Genomic DNA, 12,460 nt, shown 5'->3' with positions numbered 1-12,460 from the left:
GTCTCAAGCAAAGGGTCAGACCCTTATGAGACACCCTCCTCTTTGTATGGTATGATAAGATAACGAAAAAGAGAGTTGTACATAAAGGAGCTTTAAGTATGAGCGAAGAAAAAGATTTACAAAAGAAGGCCCACGATTTCTTAGTGCAAACGAGTCGAACCTTTGTCATTCCAATTAGCCAGCTTCCTTCAGGACTGCAGGAAACTGTGGGCGCAGCATATTTATGCATGCGCGCAATCGATGAAATTGAGGACCATCCTGTGCTTCCGGCAAAGACAAAAAGCAAGCTATTGATGGAAATCAGCAACTTATTAAGAATGGGCTACAATCGTGAGAAACTGATGAAAGTTCTCCTTCCCTATGAAGCTTCACTACCGGACGTTACATTATTTCTAAATGATTGGATCACGCTTTGTCCTGAAACTGTCGTTGATAAGGTACTTGATGCTACGGCTGAAATGGCAGAAGGAATGGCTAAATGGGTCGAATTGGACTGGCAGATTCGTAATGAAGCGGATTTGAATGAATATACCTATTATGTGGCTGGCCTTGTGGGGACGATGTTATCAGACCTTTGGGAATGGCATGATGGTACAGAAACAGACAAAGAACTTGCCATCGCATTTGGTCGTGGACTTCAAACCGTGAACATTCTTAGAAACAAAGCAGAAGACGCAGAAAGAGGCGTTAACTTTTTCCCTGATGGCTGGGAGTTTGTAGACATGCTTCAGTTTACTGAACAGAATTTGCAACGCGCTAATTTATATTTGGCAGATATTCAAACGACATCCATCCGTCACTTCTGTGAAATTCCATTAGCATTTGCTCATGCTACTGTCACGGCGTTAAAGGATGGCAAAGAAAAAATTAATCGAGAAACTGTTACCGACATTGTAACAAAAATTGTTGGCAATTAATGATTATTGAACCGTTCAAGAAAGTGAAAATCACTTTTTTGAACGGTTTTTTGATTGTTTTTTTAAAATATTATTGGAAAAATTAGAATTGTATTGTAATTGGTCTAGGTATTTGGTTATAATTTATTTCAACAAAGCGTAAAAGCGATAAAGGAAATAGGGGGATATATTCATGAGAAACACATGGCTTAAAACAGCAGCGGTCGGTCTAACAGCAACCGTATTATTAGCAGGGTGTGGAAGTAGTAATACTAGTAGTTCGAGTGGTTCTGAAGATGCGTCTAGTGGAAAAACATATCAAATTGGTGTCTCTCAAATCGTCCAGCATGCTTCTCTTGATGAAGCTTACAAAGGGTTTCAGGAAGCATTGAAAGATAAAGGAATCGATGCGAAATATGACGAGCAAAATGCACAAGGAGATCCAAATAACTCATTAACAATTGCGCAAAATTTCGTAGGAAAAAATGTAGATTTGATATTTGCTAATTCTACGCCAAGTGCAATGGGAGCATTGACTGCGACGAAGGACAGTAACAAGGATATCCCAATTGTCTTTACTTCTGTAACTGATCCAGTAGCAGCTGAACTAGTTGAATCACTTGAAGCGCCAGGAGGAAACGTTACTGGTACGACAGATACACATCCTGATGCAATAGCAAATTCAGTGAAATTTATTGCAGAAGAACTTGGAGCAAAAACGATTGGAACGGTCTACAACTCTGGAGAACAAAATTCAATCGTTCAGATTAATATGTTAAAGGCAGAAGCAGACAAACATGGAATTAAAGTAGTTGAAGCTTCTGCTGCGACGTCCGCTGATGTGAAACAGGCCACTGAATCACTTGTTGGAAAAGCAGATGCCTTCTTTATCGTCACAGATAACACAGTTGTATCAGCCCTTGAAGCGGTGATCATGGTTGCCAATGAAAAGAAAATCCCGCTGTTTGTCGGAGAATTGGATTCCGTTGCCCGCGGTGGATTTGCGGCATATGGCTTCAGCTACCACGATATCGGGTATGAAGCAGGGGAGATGGCTGCGGACATTCTATTAAACGGAACAAAGCCTTCCGAGCTTCCGGTTCAATATCCGCAAAATCTTAAACTTGTCATAAACGAAAAGGCAGCGAAGGAAATGGGTATCGAATTGAAGGAAGAATGGAAATCAGAAGCGGAATTTATTAAATAAAAACAAAAAACATCTAAGGATAAGCTTCTAAGAAAGGGATGAAAGGATGCCTACAGCAATCTTTAGTTCATTTGAATCGGGACTGATTTATGCCATCATGGCTCTCGGCGTATATTTAACATTTCGGATTCTTGATTTCCCAGATTTAACGGTCGACGGTAGCTTTGTAACGGGAGCAGCTGTCACGGCAATTATGCTTGTAAATGGCTACTCACCGCTTATCTCAACGGGAGCAGCCTTACTAGCTGGTTTTGCAGCTGGTTCGATTACAGGTCTCCTTCATACAAAAGGGAAAATCAATCCGCTGCTTTCTGGGATATTGATGATGATTGCCTTATACTCCATTAATTTACGGATTATGGGAAAATCCAATATTCCGTTATTTTCGGAATCAACAATCATTACGAGTGTAAAGGATTTTTGGGTAAAGACGGGATTGGATTCCTTTTTAAATAAAGGAATGGAAGTGATCGGTCTTGGAAACTCTACTCCAAGCACATGGGCGATTATTTTTATAATGTTAGTGATTTCACTTGCCATAAAATTTGCCTTATCACTGTTCTTAAAAACAGAAATCGGGCTTGCCATCCGCGCCACTGGTGATAACCAAGCGATGGTGAAAAGCTTTTCTACCAATACCGATAACATGAAGGTGCTCGGACTTGCAGTTAGTAATGCGCTAGTCGCTTTCTCTGGTTCGCTTATCGCACAGTACAATGGATTTAGCGATATTGGCATGGGGATTGGCATGATTGTCATCGGGCTTGCTTCTGTTATTATCGGTGAAGCTATTTTCGGGGCAAAAACCATTGCACGAGCTACGCTTGCTGTTATAGGCGGTGCGATTGTATATCGACTTGTCGTTGCACTCGCGCTTCAGGTTCAATTCCTACAAACTGGGGATGTGAAATTAATTACCGCAGCGATTGTCATCGGTGCATTAATCATTCCGCAGTTAAAGGATAAGCAAAAAGAAAAAAGCATGAAGAAGAAACGTTTGAAAGAATTGCAAATCCAGCAAACATTGGTGAAGGGGGCAAAAGAGGTTGCTACAGCTAAATCAGATATATAAAGTGTTTAACCAAGGAACTCCAGATGAAAAGTTAGCGCTAAAATCTCTTGAGCTTACTCTTGCCAAAGGTGAATTCGTAACAGTCATCGGTAGTAATGGTGCTGGTAAGTCGACACTAATGAATATGATTTCCGGAAAGCTAACTCCTGATGCAGGTGCAGTGATCATTGATGGTAAAGACGTTTCACCTGTCGATGAGAATGTACGTTCCAAAATGATTGGCCGTGTTTTCCAAGACCCAATGGCTGGAACTGCTCCACATATGACGATTGAAGAAAACATGGCAATCGCTTATGGCAGAACGCATAAAAGGGGCTTGAGATTCGGTGTCACGAAAAGTCGTCGTAGCTATTATAAAGAAACGCTTGAGACACTTCACCTCGGTTTAGAAAACCGGATGAATGCGAAAGTAGGCATGCTCTCAGGTGGTGAACGGCAGGCATTATCATTATTGATGGCGACCTTCACGAATCCGAAAATTTTACTTCTTGATGAACATACAGCAGCCCTCGACCCATCACGTGCTGAACTTGTTACTAACCTTACAAAGGAGATTGTAAGTCAAAACAATCTAACAACATTAATGGTCACGCATAATATGCAACAAGCCCTTGATCTTGGCACTTCCTTAATTATGATGGATAAAGGCCAAATCATCTTTGAAGCAAGAGGCGAAGAAAAGAAAAAGTTAACCGTAGAGAAGCTTCTTCATGAATTCCAACGAATCAAAGGTGAAAAAATGCTGAATGATCGAGCGGTATTGATTTAAATAAGATGAATGCCATTATGACATGTTTTAGGAACATGTAGAATGACGAAAATAGAAGCAGTGAGATGTTCATGAAACCTCACTGCTTTTTCATGGAGATGTGGGTCGAGTATCTCAAGTGTTTAGTTGGATGTATGTGACCGATAAGTCCAACTCTAACATACCTTAAATAAGATGGTAGTGTAAATAAGCGAGCCGATGAAATATCAAACCCCTTTAATCGCTCCATAATACCCTGCCAGAAGTAGAGTGACAAAATATAAAATGAATACAATATCATATTTAGAAAAGCCGATTTCGTAATAATATGTACGGTTCCTCGTATCGGAAAAGCGCTTTGCTTCCATGGCTACAGCGATTCGGTGCGCGCGCCGGATACTCCCTGATAACATCGGGATGGAATAAGCTTTCATTTTTAAAAAAACGGACCGTATTCCTGTTTGTCTGACCACACCTCGCACTCTCATAGCATTTTGAATCGTTTGAAATTCCTCCAACATGATCGGAATTAATCTTAAGGCTGCCATAAAGCTATAAGCATATTTAGGATTGAGTTTGACTTGTTGCATTAAAGAATAAAACAGATAGACGGGTCTTGTAGTTAAGGCAAAGGTTAATCCTAGTATTGCAAATAGCAAGGCACGAAAACCAACAAGAAGTCCTCTAAAAAAACTTTCTTCGGTAATATGAATGAGCCCCCACTTAAACCAAGTCGTGTTTCCTTGTCCAAAAAAAATCAACGAAGAAGAAGTCGATAAAAATACAACAAAAAAAGGGATGAAAAGTAATAAAATTCGTTTGGTCGGCTGTCCTGTAAAACACAAAAATAAAATCAATACGATAACCGTAAAGTTCATCATAAATAGTAAATTATGAACCAATAACACAATTATACACAACATAATTAATACGAATAACTTAAGGCTTGGATTAATCCGATGTAGCCATGTTTCTTTACTCGAAAAATCTAATTGCATGATGTTCCTCCATTACACGGATACTAATTCAGTCTTCATATTCATACTTTGTATTTCATCGCTGATCACTTTCCCAGCCTCGATGGTCCAAATTCTTGTTGCAAAGTTGTTTATAATCTGTTCATCATGGGTAATCATGATAATCGTCGTACCTTTCAGTCTGAGTTCTTCAATCCATTCAAGTAACGCAAAGGTGTTTTTGGAATCTTGCCCAAAGGTAGGCTCGTCTAGAAGAATAAGTTTTTGTTCCTTTACAATTGATGCAGCTACACTTAAACGGCGCTTCTGCCCCATTGATAATTGATAAGGGTGTTTATCCCAATGGTCTACTAGCTGGAACCATTCTAGAAGTTCTTCGACTTTTATTTCTATTTCTCGGGAATCCACTTTGTCTACTTTTAATGAGTAGGCGATTTCTTCATAGACTGAATTTGCGACAAATTGAAATTCTGGATTTTGAAACACAAATGTCATGAAATCTGTTTGTTTTTTAACTTTTTTAATAGCGATCCCTACTAACTCACAATGTCCTGTTGTTTTGATAAATTGCATGAAAGCATGTAAAAGTGTGCTCTTACCAGCACCGTTTTCTCCTTTTATAACAATCCATTCTCCTGAATAGGCTTGCAAATCATCCACTAGTATTTTTTCTTCCTTTTGCCTAAATCCTTTAAAGTTTTGCACTTCTAATACTTTCTCCTTTTTTTCAAAAGGCTTCCTCGATCGAAGGAGGGGGGTGGTATCTAGATATTCTTCCCAAACACCTGGAAACCAGATTCCTTGTTCCCTCATTTCATTTTTATACGTTGATAAGATTTTTTCTTTTGGTCCATCGGCTATAATCTGTCCAGCTTCATTAAAAAGAATGATTCGTTCAATGAATTCTAGGACATGATCAATTTTATGCTCCACAATAATGACTGTTTTTTCTTGTCCGACTTCTTTTAATACATTCCAAATCTCTTTTGTTCCTTTAGGATCAAGCATTGCCGTTGGTTCATCTAAAAATAATACATCTGGTTTAAGGGCCAAGATCGATGCTATCGCTAAGCGCTGTTTCATTCCTCCAGATAGTGTTTGAATGCTAGTATGAATATCTGGTAAATGTAAGCCAACTTGCTGTAAGTGATGATGAATTCGATCAATCATTTGTTGTTTTGGAACGTTAATATTTTCGAGGACGAAGGCAATTTCTTCATCAACAAATGGCATACAAAACTGACTATCTGGGTCTTGAAAAACATAGCCCCAAGAAGTGGGACTTACTAGTTCTTCAGCTTTCATAGGAACTTCAATGGAATGAGGAATTAAGCCACTTAAAACTTGTAAAAGCGTCGACTTCCCGCAACCTGATGGCCCAAGAAGGAGAACTTTTTCCCCTTTGTAAAAGGTAGAAGATAAGTCCTTAAATAACAAGGACGTATCTCCAGGGAATTTCAATCGTAATTTTTCAACATGTGCAATTCGTTCCATAGTTATCAACCCTTACTTTTGGTCCAGTTCAGCATAATCTTTACTTGACGCTGGACGAACAAGATTTGTTACGCCTGTAGCTTCTAAAACTTTCACTAAATAGTAAGCACACACACCAGCAAAGAGAATAGACCCGAGAAATCTAGCAATCATAAATAATGTTAAATTCCAAGCAACAAGATCGCCGATTTCTCCATAGGCGAAATCCATAAGGACCGACCCTAAGCATGCAGCGATAGCCGACAAGATAGCTACTGAAATATGAAATCGCTTATATTTGAAAGCCATAAAGACAAGCTCTGCAAACAATCCTTGGACAACGCCATAAAGAAGCACGGTCAGCCCCCATGGTGAACCTAACAGAAATTCACCGGAAGCTGCTGCGATTTCGGCAAGCAATGCAACGCCAGGTTTACGGATGATAAAAAAGGCAACATTAGCCGCAATAAACCACATGCCATACATAAATTGGTCGGCATGTAAGCCGATTGGTTTTAGAGCATAATATACGGAACCCCAAAGAATATAGACAATGCCAAATGCAATGGCAATTACAATCGTCACTAATATGTCTGTCAATTTTAATCCTTTTGTCATGTTATGAATCTCCTTTTTTAGAATTGGCTAATTATTATACTTCTAGTACTTCTTTTTGAACCGGCCACGTTTCTAACCGATACGCCATTTCCCAAAAAGAGTATTCATATTGACTACTAAGGATGAAATGCTCTTTCATTCGTAGTTTATCTTCCTCAGTCACTTTGTTAGCAATTTCATCGATTCTCTTAATCTGTTCGTCTACCAATGTCCGGAACCAATCGCCCCCATATGCAGCAATCCATTCTTGATAAATCGGTTCTTCTGGTGTACACCCTTTTAATCTTTCACCAATTTCATAATACAACCAGTAACATGGCAGGATCGCCGCAATTACGTCACCTAAATGTCCTGAATAGGCAGCACGATACATATGTGACGTATAGGCATAAGCAGTAGGTGCAGGTTTAAAATTCTCCTTTTCCTCTTCAGTAATACCTAATCGTTTAGAGAAATTGTCATGGAGCAATAGCTCAGCTTCATACGTTCCTTGTGCATGGCTGGCAAGTCGACTCGTTGTGTATAAATCTGTTGCTTTTACTGCCCCTAAAGCTTGTACTCTAGCAAAATGAGATAAATAATAAGCATCTTGCATCACATAGTAGCGAAAACAGGCGAGTGGGAGTGTCCCATCTCCAATTCCTTTAACAAACGGGTGGTGAAAGCTTGCTTCCCAGATGTGATCAACGTCTTTACGAATTTCCTTTGAAAATGTCATATGATTTGCCCTCCATATTTTCTGTTATTAGTAGGTGAGACATAGATAGATCTAAAAAATTGTCCAGTATCCTTTATAAAAAATAAAAAACCACTTCCTTTTTTAGCATAAGAAAGTGGTTTTGATTGGCTACAAAATAGGTGTCCTTAGTATAGACGCCTCCACTTCCCTACGCTGGTATAATCCAGATCAGGTTCTAAGGGTCTTAAAGTCACACTCTAATCTCAGCCTTTTCGGTAAATAAGAAGCTTCAAATTTCTTGGTCAGCTTCCATTTTCCATTAAAGAGGCACCCCTAGTGGTAATAATTGTTTATTTAATTGTCATTTGTCTAAATACTATCATGAAATGTATAATTGTCAATCTTTTTCGAAAAATCAGAATCTGTAATTGCTACTCAAAAATCCAACTCATAATTTATCCAATAATGGTAACCATAAAAATAATGTTAGAAATGATGGTGATGAATCGATGAAAAGTTGGTTTCAAAATAAAAGAGCACAAGGGGATACAAAACAAGAGAACTGGATACAAACATTAGCGAAATCAGAAGACTTAAAACAAACCTTTTATAACAATCAAAAAACAAATATCCGTTTTAGTCTAACATTTTTAACCACCTTAGTTGATGAAAAAATCATTGAGCAAAGTATTCTTACATCTTTATTAGATAATGATTTTCATTCGATTGATGATCTAAAGAGAATCGTTCCAATTGGTGATATTCAAACCTGTAATGACCCTTCGAAAATTGAAGAAAATCTATGTAACGGCTATGTACTTGTGACCATTGAAACGGAGGAACAGTATTTTGGTTTTATCGCTGCCAAAAAGGAAATAGGCCGTGGTATTACATCACCCGAAGTAGAGATATCCGTTATTGGCCCAAAAGAAGCCTTTGTGGAATCGATTGCGACAAATTTAAACTTAATTAGGCGAAGATTGCCCGTGAAAGAATTAATCATAGAAGAATTTACGATTGGCAGTCTCTCTAAAACAAAAATTGCTTTCTTACATATGGAAGGAATTACAAATCAGGAGAATGTAAATACAGTTAGGCAGCGTTTGAAAGATGTTGAATTTGATGCAGTAACTGACAGTTCATATATCGTGCAAATCATATCAGATAATTCAAATTCACCATTTCCTCAGTTACTAGATACGGAAAGACCAGACAGAGTCGCAGCGGTTTTAGCTGAAGGGATGATCGCCATTTGTGTAGACGGTTCACCGCAAGTTTTGCTCACGCCGACTACTTTAGTTGATTTTTTCAGTTCATTCGAGGATTATTATTTAAATTGGATAATCGCTTCCTTTTTTAGATTACTTCGGGTGAGTGCTGTTACTTTTTCGATCATGGTAACTCCCCTCTATGTGGCAGTACTTACTTATCATTATGAAATTATTCCCCATGATTTATTAAGTACATTAATTACATCAAGGAGGATTGTTCCCCTTCCACCAGTTTTGGAAGCTATAATTTTGGAATTGACGATTGAATTGTTAAGGGAAGCGGGGGCGAGGCTGCCGACCAAGGTTGGGCAGACAATTGGTATCGTCGGAGGTATCGTGATTGGAACTGCATCGGTTGAAGCAGGCTTGACGAGTAACGTTCTCCTTATTCTCGTTGCACTGGCAGCTCTTGCTTCCTTTACGACACCTATTTATAAGATGAGTAATACCATCCGTTTACTTCGTTTCCCTTTTTTGTTTTTTGCATACCTATGGGGATTGGTTGGCATTGTATTTTGTTTATGTATTTTATTAACCCACCTAATCCGCCTTACCTCCCTTGGTAGGCCGTTTTTAGAGCCTTTTTATCCAACAAGATGGACAGATTTACAGGATTCCTTAATCAGGTTTCCGTTCAAAGAGCGGGCTATGCGTCCACAATACTTACGAACAGAAAAACCTTATCGCTATAGTAAGAAAAAAGCAAGTATCAAGAAGGATATCGATGAATGAATATAACAATAAGGAAAAAGAGGAGGTGTACCAATTATGCACGAGCAAACTATTCCTGATCGACTGAAAATTTCCCCTTACTTAATTTTTTATGCGATTATGTCCATGCAAATCGGGCTGGGTGCTATGGACTTTCAGCGTCTAATTGCCAAATATGCTGGCTACGACGCCTGGATTTCTATCTTGTTTGTAGGTGCATGCCTTCATATTATTCTCTGGATGATGTATAAAATTGTTGAAACCGTTAATGGAGATATCGTGACGGCCCATATGTATGTTGCCGGAAATTACCTTGGAAAGGTATTAAGTTTTCCTTTTATTCTCTATTTTCTCGTGCATTCTTTGGCTACTCTTCGTACCTTCATTGAAATCATCCAAGTTTGGATATTTCCTGACTTGAGCATTTTCTGGTTCACACTAGGCTTTATGCTACTTTGCATGTATATTGTCTTTGGCGGCTTGCGAACAGTCGTTGGAATCTCCTTCTTTGGATTAGTCTTGCCTGCTTACTTATTGCTTACCTTTGGTTTTAATTTACCGTATTCGAACTTTGGAAGTATCTTGCCTATTTTGGACCACTCCGTAAAAGATTTGCTAAAGAGTTCCTTTCATATGTCACTTTCCTTTATCGGCATTGAAATCGTGTTGTTTCTATACCCCTTTATTAAGGAGCCACAAAAGTCTAAAAAATGGGCCCATTTAGCGATACTTACGACCACACTCCTATATGCAGTTTTTGCAATTATGACTTTTGCCTATTTCTCGGAAGGGCAATTGCAAAAGGCAATTTGGCCAACGCTGATGATGTGGAAGATTTTGAAACTATCCTTTGTAGAGCGCTTCGAATTTATCGGCATTGCAAACTGGAATTTAATTATTCTTCCCAATGTTTGTTTCTCAATCTGGATTGGCTCTAGGCTAGTGAAAAAAATTTTTAATATCAAGCAGAAAAAAGGGGTGTATCTGTTCATTATCACCCATATGGCTATCATCACTTTCATTCATACACGGAAAGAAATTAGTCTGTTAAATAGCATGATGGCGAAAATAGGATTTGCTTTTATAATGCTGTACATTCCTTTATTATTCATTGCCGTCCAGATTGCAAAGAAGGTGAAGCGAAAATGAAAAGGCTTTTCTTATGTGTATTCTTACTATTTCTAATGTCGGGATGTGTTGAAAAAAAAATCATTGATGATATTAGTATCATCCTTGCTGTCGGGTTTGACCAATCAGATGATAAACAAATGATTGGCACGTTCCTCACTGACAATTTCATGGCTGATAAAAGTATCACGAATCAAGTGTTTACATCTAAAGCCTCCTTAAGAAGAGATCTTGTAATAAAAGCGAATCGACAAGTATCACAACCGCTTGTCACCGGTGGTTTGGGGGTAACAGTGATAGGGGAGGAGCTCGGAAAGCGTGGAATTGAGGATATCTTAGATGTTTATCAAAGAGATGTGTCCATTGGGGCCAGAAACTTTTTTGTAGTCTCGGAAGGATCTGCTCAGAAAACTTTGCAAGGTCAATATGGAACCGAAGGAAGCGGGACTTATTTATATAATCTTCTGAATAACCATATCAAAATGAAGGATTTACCTGAAACAAATCTCCACTTGTTATTACATGATTATTATCAAAAGGGAAAAGATATTTATCTTCCTAGACTCAAACAAATAAGCAATAATCAAGTCGAAATAAGCGGGGTTAGCCTGTTTAAAAAGGATAAAGTAGTAGACGTTATTCCTAGCGAAAAAATGTTTTTTTTCAGGCTGTTAGTAGACAAGCATGGCAAGGGCAATTTTTCAGTCCCAAAGAAAAGAAACGAGAGGGCTTCCATCAGAGGTTTCCATTCCAAGCATGAATTTAAAATATCTAAAAAAAACCCTTCCGAGGTTACTGTTCAGATTAATATTAAGGGAGCCATCCAAGAATATACAAGTAAGAAGCTAGGACAAAAAGTAGTAAAGGAAATCCAGAAGGATTTAGAAAAAAAAGTGGAAAGTGAATGCTTAAAGCTAGTAAAGAACTTTCAAAAAAAGGACATTGATCCTATGGGATTAGGAGCATTTTATAAAAGCAGGAATCGGGGGTTTGACTTCAAAAAATGGGAGGGGGATTATAAAAATCTGAACGTTAAAATAGTCTGCCATGTCCTAATTGAGGAAACAGGCATTAGCAGGTAAGGTAATCAATAGGGCACCCATAGTCCGTTAATCTAAGATAAAGAATCAGGCACAACTGTGCGTTATTTGCAAGAAAGTTTACGTTTATTAAAATGAGTTTTCTATCCTTTAGGCAGATCAAGACACTTGCGCTTTTGACATGAACATAACTAGCTTTTCAGTGTCTTGTATCTTGTAACTTGTATAGTTGGCAGAAGAGTTTTCGTTTGCCCGAAAACTAATGTTGAAGTAAAAAAAGGGCTCAACACCAAAGTCTGTTTTTGACCTAAAAACAACTTTGCCCATGAAGTCCAACTTGTTATAAATAAAGGAATTTATTAAGGTTGTTACAATGAGCAAAACATATGACAGTTCCGTCAAGTACATGCTTTGGTGAAGAACCAAAAAAAGCACGATGAATGAATTTGAGGATACGTGTACAAATGCGCAACATAACTAGCAGTCGACTAAAATAATCTCATCGTAGTTTATGATGTGCAAATTTGCGGAAAGTCCTTCATTTCTTGAAGTTATATGGCTGTATCCAAAGAGAAATCTTTACGAAAATGCTGGAGTCTTCTCCACTTTGAAGTCTTAAAAAAATAGAGCAGGAGATTCT

General features: G+C 38.3%; 11 protein-coding genes and 1 riboswitch. Of the genes, 7 read left to right on the top strand and 4 right to left on the bottom strand.

Features of this window, described 5'->3' with window-relative positions; all coding sequences use genetic code 11:
• The first annotated feature begins 98 nt into the window (after nucleotides 1-98).
• From AC625_RS15275 to AC625_RS15260, 4 genes are all read left to right on the top strand, one after another.
• Nucleotides 99-917: a squalene/phytoene synthase family protein gene (locus AC625_RS15275; RefSeq protein ID WP_049682057.1), complete on the top strand. Its 819-nt coding sequence runs from the start codon at nucleotides 99-101 to the stop codon at nucleotides 915-917.
• 172 nt (nucleotides 918-1,089) lie between these two features.
• Nucleotides 1,090-2,103, top strand: a complete 1,014-nt coding sequence (locus AC625_RS15270) for an ABC transporter substrate-binding protein (protein ID WP_049682056.1) — start codon at nucleotides 1,090-1,092, stop codon at nucleotides 2,101-2,103.
• A gap of 46 nt (nucleotides 2,104-2,149) precedes the next feature.
• Nucleotides 2,150-3,175: an ABC transporter permease gene (locus AC625_RS15265; RefSeq protein ID WP_049682055.1), complete on the top strand. Its 1,026-nt coding sequence runs from the start codon at nucleotides 2,150-2,152 to the stop codon at nucleotides 3,173-3,175.
• Nucleotides 3,150-3,944 carry an ABC transporter ATP-binding protein gene (locus AC625_RS15260; RefSeq protein ID WP_049682054.1) on the top strand — a complete coding sequence of 265 codons (795 nt, stop codon included), beginning with the start codon at nucleotides 3,150-3,152 and terminating at the stop codon, nucleotides 3,942-3,944. Before AC625_RS15265 ends, AC625_RS15260 begins: the two co-directional genes overlap by 26 nt.
• Nucleotides 3,945-4,150: 206 nt before the next feature.
• On the opposite strand, the gene AC625_RS15255 is transcribed toward AC625_RS15260, so the two are convergent.
• From AC625_RS15255 to tenA, 4 genes are read right to left on the bottom strand one after another with little or no spacing between them, the layout of a single operon-like run.
• Nucleotides 4,151-4,921: an energy-coupling factor transporter transmembrane component T family protein gene (locus tag AC625_RS15255; protein WP_049682053.1), complete on the bottom strand. Its 771-nt coding sequence runs from the start codon at nucleotides 4,919-4,921 to the stop codon at nucleotides 4,151-4,153.
• 12 nt (nucleotides 4,922-4,933) lie between these two features.
• Entirely contained in the window at nucleotides 4,934-6,394 is a 1,461-nt protein-coding gene (locus AC625_RS15250; RefSeq protein ID WP_049682052.1) for an ABC transporter ATP-binding protein, read from the bottom strand.
• Nucleotides 6,395-6,406: 12 nt separating this feature from the next.
• Nucleotides 6,407-7,000, bottom strand: a complete 594-nt coding sequence (locus tag AC625_RS15245) for an ECF transporter S component (RefSeq protein ID WP_156187553.1) — start codon at nucleotides 6,998-7,000, stop codon at nucleotides 6,407-6,409.
• Between the two features lie 25 nt (nucleotides 7,001-7,025).
• Entirely contained in the window at nucleotides 7,026-7,709 is a 684-nt protein-coding gene (gene tenA / locus AC625_RS15240) for a thiaminase II (RefSeq protein ID WP_049682050.1), read from the bottom strand.
• Nucleotides 7,710-7,858: 149 nt separating this feature from the next.
• Nucleotides 7,859-8,015: riboswitch (TPP riboswitch) on the bottom strand.
• 164 nt (nucleotides 8,016-8,179) lie between these two features.
• On the opposite strand from tenA, the gene AC625_RS15235 reads away from it, so the two are divergent.
• Genes AC625_RS15235 through AC625_RS15225 form a run of 3 tightly spaced genes read left to right on the top strand, consistent with a single transcriptional unit; the run spans nucleotide 8,180 to nucleotide 11,862 of the window.
• On the top strand, nucleotides 8,180-9,673 hold the full coding sequence (locus AC625_RS15235; RefSeq protein WP_049682049.1) for a spore germination protein: 1,494 nt from the start codon (nucleotides 8,180-8,182) through the stop codon (nucleotides 9,671-9,673).
• Nucleotides 9,674-9,709: 36 nt separating this feature from the next.
• Nucleotides 9,710-10,801, top strand: a complete 1,092-nt coding sequence (locus AC625_RS15230) for a GerAB/ArcD/ProY family transporter (RefSeq protein WP_049682048.1) — start codon at nucleotides 9,710-9,712, stop codon at nucleotides 10,799-10,801.
• A complete protein-coding gene (locus tag AC625_RS15225) occupies nucleotides 10,798-11,862 on the top strand; it encodes a Ger(x)C family spore germination protein (protein WP_049682047.1) in 1,065 nt (354 codons plus the stop codon). Before AC625_RS15230 ends, AC625_RS15225 begins: the two co-directional genes overlap by 4 nt.
• Nucleotides 11,863-12,460 lie beyond the last annotated feature (598 nt).

Source organism: Peribacillus loiseleuriae (assembly GCF_001183985.1).
Classification (GTDB): domain Bacteria; phylum Bacillota; class Bacilli; order Bacillales; family DSM-1321; genus Peribacillus; species Peribacillus loiseleuriae.
This window is presented reverse-complemented; position numbering and strand designations above follow the sequence as displayed.

Coding starts and splice junctions, on each gene's coding strand:
- AC625_RS15255 (WP_049682053.1), bottom strand. CDS start 4,921: ATGCAATTAGATTTTTCGAGTAAAGAAACATGGCTACATCGGATTAAT.
- AC625_RS15275 (WP_049682057.1), top strand. CDS start 99: ATGAGCGAAGAAAAAGATTTACAAAAGAAGGCCCACGATTTCTTAGTG.
- AC625_RS15270 (WP_049682056.1), top strand. CDS start 1,090: ATGAGAAACACATGGCTTAAAACAGCAGCGGTCGGTCTAACAGCAACC.
- AC625_RS15230 (WP_049682048.1), top strand. CDS start 9,710: ATGCACGAGCAAACTATTCCTGATCGACTGAAAATTTCCCCTTACTTA.
- AC625_RS15265 (WP_049682055.1), top strand. CDS start 2,150: ATGCCTACAGCAATCTTTAGTTCATTTGAATCGGGACTGATTTATGCC.
- AC625_RS15225 (WP_049682047.1), top strand. CDS start 10,798: ATGAAAAGGCTTTTCTTATGTGTATTCTTACTATTTCTAATGTCGGGA.
- AC625_RS15235 (WP_049682049.1), top strand. CDS start 8,180: ATGAAAAGTTGGTTTCAAAATAAAAGAGCACAAGGGGATACAAAACAA.
- tenA (WP_049682050.1), bottom strand. CDS start 7,709: ATGACATTTTCAAAGGAAATTCGTAAAGACGTTGATCACATCTGGGAA.
- AC625_RS15250 (WP_049682052.1), bottom strand. CDS start 6,394: ATGGAACGAATTGCACATGTTGAAAAATTACGATTGAAATTCCCTGGA.